Source organism: Streptomyces sp. NPDC096339 (genome assembly GCF_044762985.1).
Lineage (GTDB): Bacteria > Actinomycetota > Actinomycetes > Streptomycetales > Streptomycetaceae > Streptomyces.
Genome location: NZ_JBIWFI010000028.1, coordinates 21,957 through 40,616, shown reverse-complemented (window position 1 = coordinate 40,616; position 18,660 = coordinate 21,957). Strand labels below are relative to the sequence as shown.

Annotated in this window: 21 protein-coding genes; 12 read left to right on the top strand and 9 right to left on the bottom strand. The window is 72.7% G+C overall.

Translation table 11 applies throughout. The annotated features are described in order from the left end of the window. Positions 1 to 152 precede the first annotated feature (152 nt). Positions 153 to 944 carry a tetratricopeptide repeat protein gene (locus ACIQ5Y_RS28550; protein ID WP_403886480.1) on the bottom strand — a complete coding sequence of 264 codons (792 nt, stop codon included), beginning with the start codon at positions 942 to 944 and terminating at the stop codon, positions 153 to 155. Then, positions 941 to 1,930: a GNAT family N-acetyltransferase gene (locus ACIQ5Y_RS28545; RefSeq protein ID WP_403886477.1), complete on the bottom strand. Its 990-nt coding sequence runs from the start codon at positions 1,928 to 1,930 to the stop codon at positions 941 to 943. Before ACIQ5Y_RS28545 ends, ACIQ5Y_RS28550 begins: the two co-directional genes overlap by 4 nt. 117 nt (positions 1,931 to 2,047) lie before the next feature. On the opposite strand from ACIQ5Y_RS28545, the gene fdxA reads away from it, so the two are divergent. Beyond that, a complete protein-coding gene (gene fdxA / locus ACIQ5Y_RS28540; RefSeq protein WP_030713714.1) occupies positions 2,048 to 2,377 on the top strand; it encodes a ferredoxin in 330 nt (109 codons plus the stop codon). A gap of 108 nt (positions 2,378 to 2,485) precedes the next feature. Next, a complete protein-coding gene (gene dapC / locus ACIQ5Y_RS28535) occupies positions 2,486 to 3,583 on the top strand; it encodes a succinyldiaminopimelate transaminase (protein ID WP_403886474.1) in 1,098 nt (365 codons plus the stop codon). Positions 3,584 to 3,719: 136 nt separating this feature from the next. On the opposite strand, the gene ACIQ5Y_RS28530 is transcribed toward dapC, so the two are convergent. Next, on the bottom strand, positions 3,720 to 4,061 hold the full coding sequence (locus ACIQ5Y_RS28530; RefSeq protein WP_403886471.1) for an ATP-binding protein: 342 nt from the start codon (positions 4,059 to 4,061) through the stop codon (positions 3,720 to 3,722). Positions 4,062 to 4,765: 704 nt separating this feature from the next. Next, the gene (locus tag ACIQ5Y_RS28525; RefSeq protein ID WP_403886624.1) at positions 4,766 to 5,743 is read right to left on the bottom strand and encodes a hypothetical protein; all 978 of its coding nucleotides are present in this window, start codon (positions 5,741 to 5,743) and stop codon (positions 4,766 to 4,768) included. 77 nt (positions 5,744 to 5,820) lie between these two features. Here ACIQ5Y_RS28525 and dapE point away from each other — a divergent pair, with 77 nt between their 5' ends. Next, on the top strand, positions 5,821 to 6,900 hold the full coding sequence (gene dapE / locus ACIQ5Y_RS28520) for a succinyl-diaminopimelate desuccinylase (protein WP_403886468.1): 1,080 nt from the start codon (positions 5,821 to 5,823) through the stop codon (positions 6,898 to 6,900). Between the two features lie 64 nt (positions 6,901 to 6,964). Next, positions 6,965 to 7,723: a TIGR00730 family Rossman fold protein gene (locus tag ACIQ5Y_RS28515; RefSeq protein WP_403886465.1), complete on the top strand. Its 759-nt coding sequence runs from the start codon at positions 6,965 to 6,967 to the stop codon at positions 7,721 to 7,723. 370 nt (positions 7,724 to 8,093) lie between these two features. Here the strand turns inward: ACIQ5Y_RS28515 and folP are convergent, their stop codons facing one another. Continuing rightward, entirely contained in the window at positions 8,094 to 8,954 is an 861-nt protein-coding gene (gene folP, locus ACIQ5Y_RS28510) for a dihydropteroate synthase (protein ID WP_403886462.1), read from the bottom strand. A gap of 76 nt (positions 8,955 to 9,030) precedes the next feature. Between folP and ACIQ5Y_RS28505 the strand changes: the two genes are divergently transcribed. Both ACIQ5Y_RS28505 and ACIQ5Y_RS28500 read left to right on the top strand, forming a co-directional pair. Continuing rightward, a complete protein-coding gene (locus tag ACIQ5Y_RS28505; RefSeq protein ID WP_403886459.1) occupies positions 9,031 to 9,384 on the top strand; it encodes a DivIVA domain-containing protein in 354 nt (117 codons plus the stop codon). Next, the gene (locus ACIQ5Y_RS28500; protein WP_403886456.1) at positions 9,381 to 9,956 is read left to right on the top strand and encodes a DNA-3-methyladenine glycosylase I; all 576 of its coding nucleotides are present in this window, start codon (positions 9,381 to 9,383) and stop codon (positions 9,954 to 9,956) included. Before ACIQ5Y_RS28505 ends, ACIQ5Y_RS28500 begins: the two co-directional genes overlap by 4 nt. 19 nt (positions 9,957 to 9,975) lie before the next feature. Here ACIQ5Y_RS28500 and ACIQ5Y_RS28495 read toward each other — a convergent pair whose 3' ends face one another. Then, positions 9,976 to 10,779 carry an enoyl-CoA hydratase/isomerase family protein gene (locus ACIQ5Y_RS28495; RefSeq protein WP_403886453.1) on the bottom strand — a complete coding sequence of 268 codons (804 nt, stop codon included), beginning with the start codon at positions 10,777 to 10,779 and terminating at the stop codon, positions 9,976 to 9,978. A gap of 322 nt (positions 10,780 to 11,101) precedes the next feature. Between ACIQ5Y_RS28495 and ACIQ5Y_RS28490 the strand changes: the two genes are divergently transcribed. Further along, positions 11,102 to 11,269, top strand: a complete 168-nt coding sequence (locus ACIQ5Y_RS28490) for a DUF3117 domain-containing protein (protein WP_003966491.1) — start codon at positions 11,102 to 11,104, stop codon at positions 11,267 to 11,269. A gap of 243 nt (positions 11,270 to 11,512) precedes the next feature. Here the strand turns inward: ACIQ5Y_RS28490 and ACIQ5Y_RS28485 are convergent, their stop codons facing one another. Then, on the bottom strand, positions 11,513 to 12,175 hold the full coding sequence (locus tag ACIQ5Y_RS28485; RefSeq protein WP_403886450.1) for an O-methyltransferase: 663 nt from the start codon (positions 12,173 to 12,175) through the stop codon (positions 11,513 to 11,515). A gap of 178 nt (positions 12,176 to 12,353) precedes the next feature. On the opposite strand from ACIQ5Y_RS28485, the gene sigE reads away from it, so the two are divergent. From sigE to ACIQ5Y_RS28460, 5 genes are all read left to right on the top strand, one after another. Next, positions 12,354 to 13,130, top strand: coding sequence for an RNA polymerase sigma factor SigE (gene sigE, locus ACIQ5Y_RS28480; RefSeq protein ID WP_403886447.1), 777 nt, complete (start codon positions 12,354 to 12,356; stop codon positions 13,128 to 13,130). Then, positions 13,127 to 13,831, top strand: coding sequence for a zf-HC2 domain-containing protein (locus ACIQ5Y_RS28475; protein ID WP_403886444.1), 705 nt, complete (start codon positions 13,127 to 13,129; stop codon positions 13,829 to 13,831). The genes sigE and ACIQ5Y_RS28475 overlap by 4 nt, the downstream gene beginning before the upstream one ends. 54 nt (positions 13,832 to 13,885) lie before the next feature. Beyond that, positions 13,886 to 15,229 (top strand): S1C family serine protease, encoded by a 1,344-nt coding sequence (locus ACIQ5Y_RS28470; RefSeq protein WP_403886441.1) that lies wholly within the window; start codon positions 13,886 to 13,888, stop codon positions 15,227 to 15,229. A 117-nt stretch (positions 15,230 to 15,346) separates the two neighbouring features. Then, entirely contained in the window at positions 15,347 to 15,781 is a 435-nt protein-coding gene (locus ACIQ5Y_RS28465) for a sec-independent translocase (protein ID WP_403886438.1), read from the top strand. 113 nt (positions 15,782 to 15,894) lie between these two features. Continuing rightward, a complete protein-coding gene (locus tag ACIQ5Y_RS28460) occupies positions 15,895 to 16,644 on the top strand; it encodes a hypothetical protein (protein ID WP_403886435.1) in 750 nt (249 codons plus the stop codon). A 137-nt stretch (positions 16,645 to 16,781) separates the two neighbouring features. On the opposite strand, the gene ACIQ5Y_RS28455 is transcribed toward ACIQ5Y_RS28460, so the two are convergent. Both ACIQ5Y_RS28455 and ACIQ5Y_RS28450 read right to left on the bottom strand, forming a co-directional pair. Beyond that, the gene (locus ACIQ5Y_RS28455; RefSeq protein WP_403886432.1) at positions 16,782 to 17,951 is read right to left on the bottom strand and encodes an Mrp/NBP35 family ATP-binding protein; all 1,170 of its coding nucleotides are present in this window, start codon (positions 17,949 to 17,951) and stop codon (positions 16,782 to 16,784) included. Between the two features lie 40 nt (positions 17,952 to 17,991). After that, on the bottom strand, positions 17,992 to 18,588 hold the full coding sequence (locus ACIQ5Y_RS28450; protein WP_403886622.1) for a DUF1003 domain-containing protein: 597 nt from the start codon (positions 18,586 to 18,588) through the stop codon (positions 17,992 to 17,994). Between the last annotated feature and the right edge of the window lie 72 nt (positions 18,589 to 18,660).

Sequence of the window (18,660 nt, the reverse complement as noted above, 5' to 3'; positions counted from 1 at the left end):
CGTTCGAGGCGCGGGCGCGCGGCGCCTGTACGGCGTCCGGGGCGGAGCCCCGGTCTCGGGAAGGGGCGGGGTGGGGGAAGGCCCCGCGCAGCGGCCGGGACCCGTACCCCGCACCCGGCGGCGCGCACCGCGCAGCGGAACCGGCGGGCCGGTCAGTTCAGCAGGGCACGCGCGGCAGCGGCCTCGGCCCGGATCCTCGCGGCGGCGTCCGCGTCGATCACGGACACCACCTCCGCGTACGAGTCCAGCTCCGCCGCCCCCTCCCGGAAGGCGCCGCGTTCCACCAGCAGCCGCGCCCGGTCGTACCGCAGCGCCGCCGGATGCGACGGCAGCAGCAACGACAGCTCCAGCGCCCACAGCGCGACCCCCGAGTGCTCCGGGCGGGCCGACGCCCACGCGCGGATGTTGTTCAGGATCCGCAGCACGATGTCCAACGTCCGCGCGGGCGTCCGCGGCCCGGAGGCCAGCTCCGCCGGGCCCGCCCCCAGCGACGCGCCGCCCGCGAACGGGTCGATCACCACGCCCTCCTCCGGGTCCCCGAAGCCCACCACGAAGTGCCCCGGCAGGCCCAGCCCGTACACCGGCGCCCCCGCCCGCCGCGCGACCTCCAGCCAGACCACGGACAACAGGATCGGCAGGCCGCGCCGGCGCCGCAGCACCTCGTGCAGCAGCGAGGACGAGAGCCGGTCGTAGTCCGCCGGGGTGCCGTGGAAGCCCAGCCGGCCGCCCAGCAGTTCCGTGACCGCCGAGGCCCACTCCCGCGCGCCCCGCAGCCCGTACGGCAGCATCCCGGCCAGCCGGTCCAGCTCGATCTGCGCCCAGTCCATGACGCGTTCGTCGAGGTCCGGGTCGGCCTCCGCCGCCAGCAGCAGGCACAGCACCGCCAGATCGGGGCGCTCCGCCCGGGCCTCCGCCGCGAACCGCTCACGCCACTGCGAGGTCACGACCCCACCGCCCGGTAGTGGTGGTACGTGTGGTGCGTGGAGAAGCCGAGGCCGTCGTACAGCCCCCGCGCGGCCGCATTGTCGGTCTCCACCTGGAGCCACGCCGCCGACGCGCCCTCCTCCAGCGCCCGCCGTGCCAGCGCCGCCATCACGGCCGTCGCCAGGCCCTCCCGGCGGTGCTCCGGATCGACCGTCACCGCCGCGAAGCCCGCCCAGCGCCCGTCGACCACGAGCCGGCCGATGGCCCGGCCCCCGGGCAGCGCCGCGAACCACACCGACGGCCCCTCCACCAGCATCCGGCGCGCCAGGTCCGGGTCGGAGACCTTCCCGTAGCGCCCGAGCCACTCCTCGTCCGGGACGCGGGTCAGACGTACGGACCCGGCGCCGGGCGCGTCGACGTCGGCCACCGGCGCCAGGGCCCCGATCCGTACCTCCGCCGACACCTCGGACACCCAGCCCCGCCGCTCCAGCTCCGCGCACAGCAGCTCCTGCGTCCCGGCGGCGCCCGTCGCGGCCTGCACATAGGCCGGAAGACCACGTTCCGCGTACCAGGACGTCACTCGGGCGAGTGCATCGTCCAGCGGTATGCCCGGGTCGCCGAGCGGCAGCACGGAGTTGGCCCGCCGGGTGAATCCGCCCGCCGCCCGCAGCGTCCACTCGCCCAGCGGCTCGCTCTCCAGCGGCTGCCAGGACCGCGCCGCGACCCGCGAAAGCTCCTCGAAGGAGGCCGCCGGACCCCGTCTGCGGGCCGGCGCCGGGGGCACGACCTTGCCCGCGACCAGCGCGGATTCCGCGATGCGGACGGATTCGCCATTCTTTCGTGTGATCAGCAGCACACCCCGGTCCCAGGATGTGAGAACTCCGACCGTGTCCGTGAACTGGGGCGATCCGCCCAGCTCGCCCTCAGCCCGTCGTACGGAGACTCGTTTACCCACGTCAGCCGGGGTGATGCGAACCTCCAGCAGTCCGCCCGCAGTGAATTCCACAGCTCTGTCCGCCCCTCCTGTTCGGATCGTGCCCGGGAACGGAGATACTAGGTGTGGGCATCGACGACGCCGCGCTCCCGCGCGATATGGACAGCCCTACCGAGGAGGAACGAGAGCGTGACCTACGTCATCGCGGAGCCTTGTGTCGACGTCAAGGACAAGGCATGCATCGAAGAGTGCCCCGTCGACTGCATCTACGAGGGCCAGCGGTCCTTGTACATCCACCCGGACGAGTGCGTCGACTGTGGCGCGTGTGAGCCGGTCTGCCCGGTCGAGGCCATCTTCTACGAGGACGACACCCCGGAGGAGTGGAAGGACTACTACAAGGCGAACGTCGAGTTCTTCGACGAGCTCGGTTCGCCCGGTGGCGCTTCCAAGCTGGGCCTGATCGAGCGCGATCACCCCTTCATCGCTGCGCTGCCCGCCGGCATCAACGGCGAGCACTGACCTTTCAGTCAGAAGCGCCCCTCGGTCCCGTACGGCCTTCCAGCCGTACGGGACCGAGGCGTTTTCCGACCCGCTACCAGCCAGTACTGAGAGAGAGCAGAGACCACCGTGGCCGCAGTATCCGACCGTCTTCCCGCCTTCCCGTGGGACAAGCTGGAGCCCTATAAGGCCACGGCGGCGGCCCACGCGGACGGCATCGTCGACCTGTCGGTCGGCACCCCCGTGGACCCGGTCCCGGAGCTGATCCAGCGCGCCCTGGTCGGCGCCGCCGACTCCCCGGGCTACCCGACGGTGTGGGGCACGCCTGCCCTGCGCGACGCGATCACCGGATGGGTGCGGGGCCGCCTCGGCGCGAGCGCCGCCGGGCACCGCAACGTCCTGCCCGTCGTCGGCTCCAAGGAGCTGGTGGCCTGGCTGCCGACCCAGCTCGGGCTCGGCGCGGGCGACAAGGTGGCCTACCCGAGGCTCGCCTACCCCACCTACGAGGTCGGCGCGCGGCTGTGCGGCGCCGAGGCCGTGGTCTACGACGACCCGACCGAGCTCGACCCGGCCGGGGTGAAGCTCCTGTGGCTCAACTCCCCGTCCAACCCCACCGGGAAGGTCCTCTCCAAGGAGGAGCTCATCCGGATCGTGGCCTGGGCGCGCGAGCACGGGATCCTGCTCTTCAGCGACGAGTGCTACCTGGAGCTGGGCTGGGAGGCCGAGCCCGTCTCCGTCCTCCACGACGAGGTCTGCGGCGGCTCGTACGAGGGCATCGTCTCCGTCCACTCCCTCTCCAAGCGCTCCAACCTGGCCGGCTACCGCGCGGCCTTCATCGCCGGTGACGCGGCGGTCCTCGGCGAACTGCTGGAGATCCGCAAGCACGGCGGCATGATGACCCCGGCGCCCGTCCAGGCCGCCACCGTCGCCGCGCTCGGCGACGACGCGCACGTCGAGGAGCAGCGGGTCCGCTACGCCGCCCGCCGCGCGGCACTGCGCGCGGCGCTGGAGGCCCACGGCTTCCGGGTCGAGCACAGCGAGGCCAGCCTGTACCTGTGGGTCACCCGGGACGAGCCGTGCTGGGACACGGTCGCCCACCTCGCGGGGCTGGGCATCCTGGTCGCGCCGGGCGACTTCTACGGCGAGGCGGGCGCCCGCTTCGTGCGCGTCGCGTTCACCGCCACCGACGAGCGGGTGGAGGCGGCGGTCAAGCGCCTCGCGGGCTGATCCCTCACCGCCCGCGGATCCGTACACGCCCGAAGGGGCCGGGAGTTCGTGCTCCCGGCCCCTTCGGCGTTCCTGCGTTCCTGCGTTCCTGCGTTCCTGCGGTCCTGCGGTCCTGCGTGCTGCGCCGGTACGGCGATCAGCCGAGCGGCAGACCGCCGGGCAGACCCCCGGGCAGCGAGCCGAGCGGCAGCTCCTGCGCGCCGGGTACGGGCAGCCCGCCGAGCAGCCCGCCGGCCTGGCCGGCCACGTCGGCGGCCGGGACGGCCTTGGTGGCGGTGCCCGTGGCCGTGGACGCGGTCTCCGCGGCCGTCGCGGCCGTCGCGGCGGCGTCGGCGTCCGGGGCGGTCAGGGCGCCCAGCTGCTGCACGGGCTCCAGGCCGGCGGCACTGGCCGCGCCGGCCGCACCGACCACGGGCGCTGCCCCGGCTGCGACGAGCAGCGCGGCACGGGCGATCCGACGGGTCAGGGGGAGGGACATGATGCTCCTAAGCGGTAGCGGCTGAGTACGCCGTGTACAACCGCTCGTGGGGGGCCGTGAGTTGCGGAGCCGCCGGGTAAAGGATCGGTAACGCATCGTTTAATCGGCTTCCGCGAAAAGCCCATTGGATGCGCACCCACCAGCACTTCTTCCCTCCCCGAACCGTTTCGCCCCGCAGCCCGCGTCGCCCCCGCGAGGGTGACCCCCCGCACGCCTGACCGGGCCGAACCCGATGGGCCTGCCTCCAGCCTCGCCGGCGTTTGAGGCGCGGGGTCTGGGGCGGAGCCCCAGGACGGGTCCGGGCGGAGCCCGGGGAACGGTGGAAGGGCGGGTAGGGGACGGCTCCGCGCAGCGGCACCCACCCCGGGGCCGCGCCTACGGGCCGTCGGGGCCGGGCGCGCGGCGGGGCACCTCCTCGGGCGTCGAACCTGCGGAGGCAGCGGACATGTACGACGTGGCTGCGTTCGACGCCCTGCGGGGGCGCCCCACCGCACACCCGACCCCGACGGCGCGGGGGTGGCACTCGGCGGACCCGCCGTTCGACGCCCTGCGGGGCGCCCCACCGCACACCCGACCCCGACGGCGCGGGGGTGGCACTCGGCGGACCCGCCGTTCGACGCCCTGCGGGGCGCCCCGCCGCACGCCCGACCCCGGCGGCGCGGGGTGGGCACCACCGGCCCCGGCGGTCTCAGCGGCCCAGCGGGTCAGCGGGCCGTGAAGATGCGTACGTCGTCCGGGCCCGCGCTCAGCGGGTCGCCGGAGCCCGACTTGCCCGGGACCTTGTCGATCCAGCGGCCCTTGTTCTCGCCCGCCACCCACGCCTTGCCGTCGTACCCGACCCGCGTGATGTTCAGCTTCGCGGCGTTCGCCACGGCCCAGTGCGCGAGCTCCCAGCCGCGCTGCCGGTCGACCGCGCCCTTCTTGTCCGTCACGGGCACGGCGACCTCCGACCGGTCCGCGGGACCCGAGCGGCCCAGCGAGGAGGCGGGCGGACCGAGCTGCGGCGCCGCCTTGGGCCCGAACACCCGGGTCAGTTCCGCCTTCACCTTCTCCGGATCGCCCGAACCGGGCCGCGGCGCGGGGCCGGTGCAGGTCAGCGTCCCGGGCGCACCGCCCGTGAACGCCGCCGCGAGCAGCGTCGCGTCCGGCTCGTGCTTCGCGTACGCCTGCGGGAAGCCGCTGAGCTGGACCTGCTGCGCCGCCTCCGTCAGGGGCAGCCGGGCCCATCCCCTGACCTCCTTGAGCCGGTCGTAGAAGATTCCGGCCGAATACACGGGGTCCTGGATCTGCGCGGGCGTGCCCCAGCCCTGCGAGGGCCGCTGCTGGAACAGGCCCAGCGAGTCCCGGTCGCCGTGGTCGAGGTTGCGCAGCGCCGACTCCTGCATCGCGGTGGCCACGGCTATGGTCACCGCCCGCTCCGGCATCGGCTTGCCCGTGCCCACCACCGCGATCGTCGCGGCGTTCCCCGCCTGCTCGGGAGTCATCGAGTACGAGCCGCCCTCGCCCTCGGCCCCGTCCGCCGCGCGGACGACGCAGTGTGGCGCGCCCATGCCGCCCGTGGAGTCGTGTTGGACGGCGAAGTAGCCGATGACCGCGAGCAGGACGAGCAGGCCGGCGGCGGCCCGCAGCAGCCGGCGGCGGCGACGGGGGCGGGAGTGATCGCTCTGGGACACGCGGCCCACCGTACTTGAGCCACGTGACGCGTCCACCGGGCGGACGTGGAAGGTTCGCCACACCCCGGGGCGTTAGGGTCAGAGGCATGTCCGAATCCGAGCTGGACCTCACCCTGGACGCCGCCGAGCTGACCGCCCGGCTCGTCGACATTCCGTCCGTGAGCGGCGACGAGAAGGTGCTCGCCGACCTCGTGGAACACGCGCTGCGCGCACTGCCGCACCTCACCGTGGACCGTTTCGGAAACAACGTCGTGGCCCGCACGAACCTCGGCCGCGCCGAGCGCGTCGTACTCGCCGGCCACCTCGACACCGTGCCGATCGCAGACAACGTTCCGTCCCGTCTCGACGAGAACGACGTCCTGTGGGGCTGCGGCACCACCGACATGAAGTCCGGCGTCGCAGTGCAGCTGCGCATCGCGGCCACCGTGCCCGAGCCGAACCGCGACCTCACCTTCGTCTTCTACGACCAGGAAGAGGTCGCTGCCGACCTCAACGGCCTCGGCAAGGTAGCCGAAGCCCACCCCGACTGGCTGACCGGCGACTTCGCGGTGCTCCTGGAGCCCTCCAACGCCGAGGTCGAGGGCGGCTGCCAGGGCACCCTGCGCGTACTGCTCCGCACGACCGGCGAGCGCGCCCACTCCGCCCGCAGCTGGATGGGCTCCAACGCCATCCACACCGCCGGCCCGATCCTGGCCAGGCTGGCCGCGTACGAACCGCGCAAGCCGGTCATCGACGGCCTGGAGTACCACGAGGGCCTCAACGCGGTCCGCATCGAGGGGGGCGTCGCCAACAACGTCATCCCCGACGCGTGCACGGTCACGGTCAACTTCCGCTACGCCCCCGACCGCAGCGAGGCCGACGCCATCGCCCACGTCCGGGAGGTCTTCGCGGACTGCGACATCGCCGAGTTCGTGATCGACGACTCCTCGCCCGGCGCCCTGCCCGGCCTCTCCCACCCGGCCGCCGCGGCCTTCATGGAGGCAGTCGGAGGCCACGCCATGCCGAAGTTCGGCTGGACGGACGTCTCCCGCTTCAGCGCGCTCGGCGTCCCGGCGGTCAACTACGGTCCGGGCGACGCCCTGCTGGCCCACAAGGTCGACGAGCGGGTGGAGACGAAGGCGATCCTGCACTGCGAGGAACGACTCCGTGCCTGGCTGACCGCCTGAATTCCGCTTCCCGTCACCTTCGTGCGCCTACCCTGATCCAACGATCAGCAGGAGGGAGCACATCATGGGCAACCCCGAGAGTTCCGCCCGTCGTCAGCCCGAGGAGCAGCAGCTCGGGCCGGTGCTGAGGAGGCGGAGCCAGATCAAGGCGGGCAGCACGACGGACCAGCGGCTGCTGGACTCCGCCGGGCCCTCCGAGTGGGTGCACACCGATCCCTGGCGGGTCCTGCGCATCCAGTCGGAGTTCATCGAGGGCTTCGGCACGCTGGCCGAGCTGCCGCCCGCGATCAGCGTGTTCGGGTCGGCCCGCACCTCGGCGGGCACCGCCGAGTACGAGGCGGGCGTGCGGATCGGCAGCGCGCTGGTCGACGCCGGCTTCGCGGTGATCACCGGCGGTGGGCCGGGCGCGATGGAAGCGGCCAACAAGGGCGCCCGCGAGGCGGGCGGCATCTCGGTCGGCCTCGGCATCGAGCTGCCCTTCGAGCAGGGCCTGAACCAGCACGTCGACCTGGGGCTGAACTTCCGGTACTTCTTCGTCCGAAAGACGATGTTCGTGAAGTACAGCCAGGGCTTCGTCGTCCTGCCGGGCGGGCTCGGCACCCTGGACGAGTTGTTCGAGGCGCTGACCCTGGTCCAGACGCAGAAGATCACCCGCTTCCCGATCGTGCTGTTCGGGTCGGAGTACTGGAGCGGTCTGGTCGACTGGCTGCGGAACACGGTGATCGCCCAGGGCAAGGCCTCGGAGAGGGACCTGTACCTCTTCCACGTCACGGACGACGTGGACGAGGCGATCGCGCTGGTCACGAAGGAAGTAGGCAAGTAGCCCCCAGCGGCCGGGCCGGCTGCGGCACCGTTGCGGGGGCTCCGCCCCGAACCCCCGCGCCTCAAACGTCGGCGAGGCTGAATATCCAGCCCGTCCGGCGTTTGAGGACCGGGGTCCGGGGCGGAGCCCCGGTTTCAGGAAGGGGCGGGGTGGGGGACGGCTCCGCGCAGCGGTACCCCGCCCCGGGCCGCGCCTACGGGCCGTCGGGGCCGGGCGTGCGCCGGGGCACCTCCTCGGGCGTCGAACCTTTCCAGGCAGCGGACATGTGAAGCGTGGTTGCGTTCGACGCCCTGCGGGGGCGCCCCACCGCACACCCGACCCCGCCGGCGCGGGGGTGCCCCACCCACACCGGACCCCGGCGGCGCGAGGGTCAGGCCAGGCCTCGGCGGGCCACCGCCGGGGGCCGGTGGCCCTGGATCGACGCGACCATGTCGAGGATCTGCCGGGTCTCGGCGACCTCGTGCACGCGGTAGACCTGCGCGCCCAGCCACGCCGAGACGGCCGTGGTGGCCAGCGTGCCCAACAGGCGTTCCTTGACGGGCCGGTCGAGCGTCTCGCCGACGAAGTCCTTGTTGGAGAGGGATACCAGCACCGGCCAGCCCGTCGCCGTCATCTCGCCCAGCCGACGCGTGGCCTCCAGCGAGTGGCGGGTGTTCTTCCCGAAGTCGTGCCCGGGGTCGATCATGATCGCGTCCCGGCGGACGCCCAGCGCGGCGGCCCGTTCGGCGAGGCCGACCGTGACCTCCAGGATGTCGGCCATGACGTCCTCGTACTCGGTCCGGTGAGGACGCGTCCGCGGCTCCGCCCCGCCCGCGTGGGTGCAGACCAGCCCGGCGCCGTAACGCGCCGCGACCTCGGCCAGCTTGGGGTCCACCCCGCCCCACGCGTCGTTCAGGAGGTCCGCCCCGGCTTCGCAGACCGCCTCGCCGACCTCGTGCCGCCAGGTGTCGACGCTGATCACCACGTCGGGGTGGCGGCGGCGGACCTCGGCGACGAAGCCGACCGTGCGGCGGGCCTCCTCGGCCGCGTCCACGTGCTCGCCCGGGCCCGCCTTGACCCCGCCGATGTCGATGATCGCGGCGCCCTCGGCGACCGCCTGCTCGACCCGGTCCAGGGCCGGTTCGTCGCGGAACGTCGCGCCCTGGTCGTAGAAGGAGTCCGGGGTGCGGTTCACGATGGCCATGATCACCGGTTCATGGGTGTCGAACTCGCGCCTGCCCAGTCGCAGCATCCTGCTCTTTCCTCCTTCGGCGGCCCCCCCGCCTCATCTGCGACCTTAACCTGATGGTCGGAGTCTCTCGTGGGGAGTGATCGTGTTCTTCTTCTTGATGATCGCGCTGGTCGTGGTCGTGGCGGCGGTCACCCTGGCGGTGATCGGCGGGGGCTCGGAGGCGGTCCTGCCGGAAGCGGAACCGGACCGGGTGGCCGACGCGCTGCCGGAGACCCGGGCCGTCGTACGGGCGGACATCGACGCGCTGCGGCTGCCCGTCGCGCCGCGCGGGTACCGGATGGCCGAGGTGGACGACGTACTGGACCGGCTGGCGGCGGAGCTGGCGGAGCGCGACGCGCGGATCGCGCAGCTGACGGCCCAGGTCGCGGCCGAACCGCAGGACGCGGTACCGGCCGGCCAGGTCGACCTGACGAAGCACGGCGAGCGATGAGCGTCGCGGTCGCGGGCCCGGACGGGGCGCTGCGCTGCCCGTGGGCCCTTTCCACGGAGGACTACGTCGCCTACCACGACACCGAGTGGGGCCGGCCGGTCCACGGCGACGACGCGCTGTACGAGCGGCTGTGCCTGGAGGCCTTCCAGTCGGGGCTGTCGTGGATCACGATCCTCCGGCGGCGGGAGGGCTTCCGGAAGGCCTTCGCGTCCTTCGAGATCGCGGCGGTCGCGGAGTTCGGCCCGGCGGACGCGGAGCGGCTGCTGGCCGACGAGGGGATCATCCGCAACCGGGCCAAGATCGAGGCGACGCTGGCCAACGCGAAGGTGCTCGCCGGGTGGGAGCCGGGCGAGCTGGACGCGCTGATCTGGTCGTACGCCCCGGAGGAGCCCGGCCCGGCTCCGCGCAGCATCGCCGACGTCCCGGCGGTCACTCCCGAGTCCACCGCGCTGGCGAAGGCGCTGAAGAAGGCCGGGATCCGGTTCGTGGGGCCCACGACGGCCTACGCGCTGATGCAGGCCTGCGGGCTGGTCAACGACCATCTGGCCGACTGCGCCTCCCGCGAGGCCTGAGCCCCGCGGGAGGGGGGCCTCAGCGGCCCAGGTAGTTCGGCGGCTGCTTCGCGAGGAAGGCCTGGACGGCGATGGCGTGGTCCTCGGAGGCGCCCGCGCGGGTCTGCAGGACGTCCTCGTGCTCCAGCGAATCCGCGAGGGAGTGCGAGGCCCCGTAGGCCAGGGACTCCTTCAGCGCGGCGTAGGCGACGGTCGGGCCGGAGGCCAGGGCGCGGGCCACGGCCTCGGCCTCGGCGCGCAGGGACTCCGCGGGCACCAGGCGGTTGGCGATGCCGAGCTCGAACGCCTCCTGGGCCTTGACCGAGCGCGGGAAGAGCAGCAGGTCCGAGGCGCGGGAGGCGCCGATCAGGCGGGGGAGGGTCCACGAGACCCCGGAGTCGGCGGTCAGTGCGACCCCGGCGAAGGAGGTGTTGAAGGACGCGGTGTCGGCGACGACGCGGAAGTCCGCCGCCAGCGCGAAGCCGAAGCCGGCTCCGGCCGCGACGCCGTTCACCCCGGCCACCACGGGCTTGGGCATCTCGGTGAGCGCGCGGACGATCGGGTTGTAGTGGTCCGCGACCGTGCTCATGGTCAGCGAGGTGCCGCTCTCGCGGTCCGAGGCGAGGTTCCCGATGTGCTCCTTGAGGTCCTGGCCCACGCAGAAGGCCCGGTCGCCGGCCGCGGTGAGCAGGACGGCCCGCACGGCGGTGTCGGCGGCGGCCGCCTGGGCCGCGTCGCGCAGCGCGACCTTCGCCTCGGTGTTCATCGCGTTCATCGCGTCCGGGCGGTTGATCGTGATGGTCGCGAGTCCGTCGGTCACTTCGTAGAGCACGCTGTCGGCCATGGCAGGGGGTCCCCCTTCGTCGCGGGCTTGACTACCGGCCGGTACCGGCCGGTGCAAGGGTCAGCATGGCGGACCCTGAGGCACGCGCACATGTGATGTACGTCAAAGAAAGCGCACCGCGCGAGGGCGAAGTATCGCAGGCGGGTCCCCGAAATGAGTGGTTTTGGTCGAGCGCGTTGCCGAAGCGTTCACCGTTGAGGTTGGTCATCGGGTCCTGACATGCGGGATAATGGCCGGGAAGCAATGTGTTCGATGCCGGGTACTAGGCGCCTGAACGGGGCCGTCGGCTGACGATGAGCTGGTTTCAGGAAGGGGAACGAGCATGGCGGCCATGAAGCCGCGGACGGGCGACGGCCCGCTCGAGGTCACCAAGGAGGGGCGGGGCATCGTCATGCGCGTACCGCTCGAGGGCGGCGGTCGGCTTGTCGTCGAGCTGACCCCCGACGAGGCGGACGCCCTGGGTGACGCCCTGAAGAAGGTCGTCGGCTAACCCGCTGACTGCACTTCCACCAACTGCGTTCTGCATTCTCTGCGCTGCCCCGATCGCCGTGAGCGGTCGGGGCAGCGTTGTGTCCGGGACCGTGCCTTTGATCGTCGGAGAGGCGATCGGTCGCGGTTGGTGGCGAAGGCGCACGCCCCGGCCCGGCGCCTGGCCGGCACCCCACCGGGCGGCGGCGCGGCCCTGACGTTCGCGCTGCCGTGCTGACGGGTCCGGACCTACGGGCTTACGGGCTCAGCGGCGTACGGCGCACAGCAGCCCGTCGCCCACCGGGAGCAGCGCGGACTCCAGCGCCGGGCTCTCCCGGACGCTCCGCAGCAGCTCGCGGACGCGGAGCACCTCCACGGGCTGGGCCGCGGAGTCGACCGTACGGCCGTCGGAGAAGACCCCCTCGAAGCACACCAGCCCGCCCGGGCGCAGCAGGCGCAACGATTCAGCGAGGTAGTCGAGGGACTCGGTCGGGTCCCCGTCGCAGAAGACGAGGTCGTAGCCGCCGTCCGCGAGCCGGGGCAGGACGTCGAGGGCGCGGCCCGGGATGAAGCGGGCGCGGTTGCCCGCGAAACCGGCGGCGCGGAAGGCCTGGCGGGCGAAGGCCTGCCGGTCCTGCTCGGGATCCACCGTGGTCAGCACCCCGTCGGGGCGCATTCCGTGGAGGAGGTGGATGCCGGAGACGCCGGTGCCGGTGCCGATCTCGGCGACCGCCTTGGCGTCCGCGGTGGCGGCCAGCAGGCGCAGCGCGGCCCCGGTGCCGGGGGAGACGGAGCGCAGGCCCGCTTCCCTGGACCGGTCGCGGGCCCACCGCAGAGCGTCGTCCTCGGCGACAAACGCGTCGGCGAACGCCCAGCTCGTCTGCCGGTTGCCGGTAATGACCCTCTCCTGTCCCCATAGTTGGCGCAACGGTGACTGTATCCGTTGACGTCGGGAACCCGCAGATGGGACCGGGCGTTGTGAAGGGTGGAGACGGGAGCAGAAGGGGCGGTGCCGGGCAGATCGACGGCCGAGGCGCCTCTGTGACCTAAGACCCGCGTAAAGATACTGCAAAAAGGCTTATCCGGAGCTGACAGAGGGGGTGGCTATGGTAGGGACTCCGCTGGACACCACCAGAGCCGACAGGGGAGGTGCGGCTGCGCCTGTGGATCGTGGGGGCGTGTTGAGACGTCTCTTCTGGTCGGCCGGTGAGCCGAAATCCGTGACCTACATTGCTGACAGCTTCCACACCGCCACCGCAACCACCGCGACCTTCGCCGCCGATGCGGGCTCGCAGGCGTGGACCCCTCCCTCATGGGAGGAAATCGTCAGCACGCACAGCGCGCGGGTCTACCGCCTTGCCTACCGTCTGACGGGCAACCAGCACGACGCCGAGGACCTGACCCAGGAGGTCTTCGTCCGCGTCTTCCGCTCGCTGTCCACGTACACGCCGGGCACCTTCGAGGGCTGGCTGCACCGCATCACCACGAACCTCTTCCTGGACATGGTCCGCCGCAAGCAGCGGATCCGCTTCGACGCACTCGGCGACGACGCCGCCGAGCGGCTGCCGAGCCGCGAGCCCTCCCCGCAGCAGGTGCTGCACGACACCCACTTCGACGCGGACGTCCAGCAGGCACTGGACACCCTCGCGCCCGAGTTCCGCGCCGCCGTGGTGCTCTGCGACATCGAGGGTCTGTCGTACGAGGAGATCGCCGCGACCCTCGGCGTGAAGCTCGGGACCGTCCGCAGCCGTATCCACCGCGGCCGTTCACACCTGCGCAAGGCGCTCAAGCACCGGTCCCCCGAAGTGCGGGCGCAGCAGCGCGCGCTGGCCGGGGCGGCGGTGGGTGCGCCCGGTGCCGGGGGAGAGGGCGGAGCCGAGTGAGCGGAGTCGGTCCGTCCCCCGCCGAGCACCACCTGGGCGACAGGCTCGCCGCCCTGGTGGACGGGGAGCTGAAGCACGACGCCCGTGAGCGCGTGCTGGCCCATCTGGCCACGTGTGCCAGGTGCAAGGCCGAGGCCGACGCACAGCGCCGGCTGAAGAGCATGTTCGTGGAGAGCGCGCCGCCGCCGCTGTCCGCCGGGCTCCTGGCTCGGCTGCAGGGGCTGCCGGGCGGCGGTCCCGACGGCCCGGCAGGCCCCATGGGGCCGACCGGTGGGCCGGGTTCGGCGGGAGCGCCGGCGGATCAGCCGGCCGATCCCTTCGGCTCGTTCGCGTACGCCTTGGCCCAGTCGGGCGTCCCGTCGCAGCCGCAGGGCTTCCGCATCCACGAGGTCGCCCGCCCGCGCCGCCGGTTCGCCTACGTCGCGGCCGGAGCGGTGTCGCTGGCCGCGCTCGCCCTGGGCGGGACGATGCCGATGGAGACCGCCGAGCCGAACGTACGGGGTGAGCAGCCCGCCCCCGCCTCCCGGCCCGGTCCCGTGGTCTCCGTCTCCGTCTCCGTCGCCGACGCCGCGGTCCGCGACCGCGACCGGGTGCCGCCGCCGGACATCGGCCCGACCCTCCTGTCGACGCTCGCGACCCCGCTGCCGCCGCTGCACCCCAGCCCGCCGGCCACACCACGACCGGTCTCCCTGCTGCGCTGACCCGGGACCTGGTTGAATCTGCGGCACATGCGCATAGGTACGCGGGGAGCGCCCATGGCCGACAGGCAGCAGACCGAACCGGCTCCGTCGTGGTGGAGCCGGCCCGAGGGCACGGCCGAAGGCCGCCACGACACGGTTCCGGCCCCCAGGCCCGACGACGGGTCCGAGGGCCGGTCCGAGGGCTCGGCGGCGGAGGCGGGAAGCGGTGAACCGGAGCCGACCCGCCCGGTCCGGTACGACCCGTGGGGCACCCAGCCCTTCCAGGCACCCCTCCAGGCGGTGGACCGGGGCCGGGAGCGGCGCGGGTTCGGGCTCTGGCAGGTCGTCGCCCTCAGCGTGGGCACCGCCCTCCTCGCGGGCGGCATCGGCGGCTACCTCGGCGTGCTCGCCGAGCGGCAGAGCAGCACCCGCCTGGAGCTGCCCCAGGCGGCGGTCGCGGACAAGGGCCGTGCCCCCGACAGCGTGGCCGGGATCGCGGCCACCGCACTGCCCGGGGTGGTGACCCTGCACGTGCGGAGCGCGAAGGGCGGCGGTACGGGAACCGGGTTCGTACTCGACCAGCAGGGCCACATCCTGACCAACAACCACGTCGTCGCCGACGCCAAGGAGATAGCGGTCACCTTCAGCACCGGCGAGAGCGTCACCGCCGAGCTGGTGGGCCGCGACTCCGGATACGACCTGGCCGTGGTCAAGGTCAGCGGGGTGCGAGGGCTCCAGCCGCTGGGCCTCGGCAATTCCGAGAACGTGAAGGTCGGCGACCCGGTGGTGGCCATCGGTGCCCCCTTCGACCTGTCCAACACCGTCACCGCAGGCATCATCAGCGCCACCGGGCGGCCCGTCACCGCGGGCGGGGACAAGGGCGACGGCAGCGACATCAGCTACGTCGACGCCCTCCAGACCGACGCCCCCATCAACCCGGGGAACTCCGGCGGCCCCCTCCTCGACGCCAAGGCCCACGTGGTCGGCATCAACAGTGCGATCCGGGGAGCCGACAAGGACGATCCCGACCGGCAGGGCGGCTCCATCGGCCTCGGCTTCGCCATCCCGATCAACCAGGGCAAGCGCGTCGCCGAGGAACTCATCCGCACCGGCCACGCCACGCACCCCGTGATCGGGGTCACCCTCGACATGGAGTACACGGGCGACGGAGCCCGGGTCGGGGACAAGGGCGGGGACGGCAAGCCGTCCGTGGTCCCCGGCGGGCCCGGAGCCCGCGCCGGGATCAAGGCCGGGGACGTGATCACCAAGGTGGACGGGCAGCGCGTGCGCGGCGGCGACGAGCTGATCATCAAGATCAGGTCCCACCGCCCCGGCGACAAGCTGACCCTGACCGTGCAGCGCGGCGGGGGCCGGGAGCAGACGCTGGAGGTCGTCCTGGGATCGGCGAACGGCTCGTGAGCATCGCATGACGGGGCGGTGAAACCGGTACGGGGCGAGCACGCAGGTATGGGCGTGCGGACAAGGGCGGGTACCGTGTGTGCGGGCCCGCAGTGAGAGAGACCGAGGAGCGGCAGGGTGTTCAACGACATAGGCGCACTCGAACTCGTCACGATCGTGGTGCTCGCGATCCTGGTCTTCGGCCCGGACAAGCTGCCCAAGGTCATCCAGGACGTCTCCGGGGTCATTCGGAAGATCCGCGCGTTCTCCGACAGCGCCAAGCAGGACATCCGCTCCGAACTCGGACCGGAGTTCAAGGACTTCGAGTTCGAGGACCTGAACCCGAAGACCTTCATCCGCAAGCAGCTGACCGAGAACGAGGACCTCCAGGACATCCGCAGCAGCTTCGACCTCCGCAAGGAGCTGAACGACGTCACCGACGCCGTCAACAGCAAGGAGACCGACGCGGCCACCGCCTCCGCCACGCCCGCCGGCGCCGGCCCCGATCTGCTGAAGAAGCCCGCCTCCCCGGCCGCCGACCAGCGCGCCCGCTTCGACGCCGACGCCACGTAGGCGCTGCGCTTGCCCGCCGATTCCGGGTCCGATGGCTATCCTCCATCTGTCCGGATGTAGGACGCCCGAGGGGGGCGGGCCGTTCCGGACCCCACGGAACGAGAGGCCGCCCCATGGAGACGACGAGCAGTAGCCGGGTAGGTGCGCAGACCGCCGAGGCCACCGCGCCCGCCCCAGCCGCCGAACCCGCACAGGACCCGCAGAACGCCCCGCAACAGCCGCCGCAGGCGGCGCAGCAGTCGCAGGAGGGCGCCGCGCCCGTCCCGGCTGCCCGCCGGACCGCCGAGGGCTACCTGAGGGCCGAGTTCCCCTGGTACGGGCTGGACGGGGCCTTCACCGGCCCCCGCTGGCTCATGCAGGTCGGCACCGGTGCGGACGGCACCGTGGAGCACGGCTCCACCGGCCACGGCGACGAGCCGTCCGCGCGGGGTGAGATCGCCACCGGCGAGAAGGAGCGCTTCGCGGTGGTCGTCACCGTCGCCAGCAACCCGCTGCGCCGCAGCGGAGACGGCACCGGCGTCCTGGAGGCCACCTCGGTCTCCTCGGCGGCCTGGCTGGCCGGCTCCGGACTGCTCGCGTACAGCTGGCCGGGCCAGATGGACCACGCCCTGCGCAACGACTGGCTCGACCAGCAGACGGAGGCCGCGTGGGAGCTCGCCGACGATCTGGACGGCGAGGACTGGTCGACGCTGTCACTGCCGGTGGACGGGGAGCCGACGCCGTTCCACTACCGTGAGTCGGAGTTCGGGTGGGTCCTTGCCGGGTCCACGCGGGGCGGCGTCCATCTGGGTGCGTACGGGCGGGGCATGAGCGCGTACGGGCTCGGGTTCTCGGTGATCGCGGATCTCGGCGCGTACGAGTAGTCCGGGTTACGGGCCGGGGTACGGGAAAGGGCACCGCCTGGCGGCGGTGCCCTTTTCACGCTGCGCGGACCCTGCGGGCCGTCGTTCCGGTGTGCCCACCCGTTCCGCCCTGCGGAACGATTGCCCACACCGGGGCGCTAGAACTTGTTCTTCGGGGTGATGCCCAGGGACATGCCCGAGAGGCCTCGGGCGCGGCCGCCCAGTTTGCCGGCGATCGCGCGCAGGGCCGCGCCGGCCGGGGAGTCCGGGTCGGCCAGGACGACCGGCTTGCCCTCGTCGCCGCCCTCGCGCAGGCGCACGTCGATCGGGATGGAGCCGAGCACCGGGACGGTCGCGCCGACCGTCTTCGTCAGGCCGTCGGCCACCTTCTGGCCGCCGCCCGAGCCGAACACGTCGACCATCTCGTCGCAGTGCGGGCACGGCAGGCCCGACATGTTCTCGACGACGCCGACGATCTTCTGGTGGGTTTGCACGGCGATCGAGCCGGCCCGCTCCGCGACCTCGGCCGCGGCCTGCTGCGGGGTGGTGACCACGAGGATCTCGGCGTTCGGGACCAGCTGGGCCACCGAGATGGCGATGTCGCCCGTGCCCGGCGGGAGGTCCAGCAGCAGCACGTCCAGGTCGCCCCAGAACACGTCCGCGAGGAACTGCTGGAGCGCGCGGTGCAGCATCGGGCCGCGCCACACCACCGGCGCGTTGCCCGGGGTGAACATGCCGATGGAGATGACCTTCACGCCGTTCGCGGACGGCGGCATGATCATGTTCTCGACCTGGGTGGGGCGGCCGTCGACGCCCAGCATGCGCGGCACGCTGTGGCCGTAGATGTCCGCGTCGACCACGCCGACCTTCAGGCCGTCAGCCGCCATCGCGGCGGCCAGGTTGACGGTGACCGAGGACTTGCCCACGCCGCCCTTGCCCGACGCGACCGCGTACACGCGGGTCAGCGAGCCCGGCTTGGCGAAGGGCACCTCGCGCTCGGCGGTGCCGCCGCGCAGGGTGGCCGCCAACTCCTTGCGCTGCTCGTCGCTCATCACGTCGAGGGTGACCGCGACGGAGGTCACTCCCGCGACCTTCCCGACGGCCTCGGAGACCAGCTGCGTGATGGTCTCGCGCATGGGACAGCCCGACACGGTCAGGTAGACGGTGACGGCGACCGCGCCGCCGTCGCCGATCTCCACCGATTTCACCATGCCGAGCTCGGTGATCGGCCGGTGGATCTCGGGGTCGTTCACCGTCGCCAGTGCGTCCAGGATCGCGTCCTGCTCGGGCACGACGGCGTCGGCGGCGGAGCTTGTGTCGGTAGCCATGCCCCGATGGTACGGCTCGGTAGCAGGCCTCAGGAAAGCCTCAGCGGTCGCCTTCGTCACGTTCCTGCGGGAATAGCCGCCGCTCGTCCATCTCCTTGATCAGGTCCTGGAACTCGGACCGGATCCAGTCGCGCGTCGCGACCTCGCCCAGACCCATCCGCAGGGCCGCGATCTCCCGCGTCAGGTACTCGGTGTCCGCGATGGAACGCTCGTTCTGCTTGCGGTCCTGCTCCAGGTTGACCCGGTCCCGGTCGTCCTGCCGGTTCTGCGCGAGCAGGATCAGCGGAGCCGCGTACGAGGCCTGCAGCGACAGCATCAGCGTCAGGAAGATGAACGGGTACTCGTCGAACCGCAGGTGCCCCGGCGCGAAGATGTTCCACAGCACCCAGGCGATGATGACGACCGTCATCCAGACGATGAACCGGCCCGTGCCGAGGAACCGCGCCACCCGCTCCGACAGCCGCCCGAACGCCTCCGGGTCGTACTCCGGCAGCAGCCGGCGCCGCGACGGCCGCGGCACGTCGAGCCGGACCCGCGACCGCGTGAGCGCGCTCGAACCGGTCGCCGAGGCCGCCTTCGCCCGTTCGCCCCGTTCGAAGGCGGAACGTTCCGCCCGCTCGCCCGACTCCACCGTCAGCCCGAGCTCCCGAGCCTGCGCGCGCGCCCGCTCGCGCCGTTCGCGGATCTGCTCCCGGCGTCGCTCGCGCGC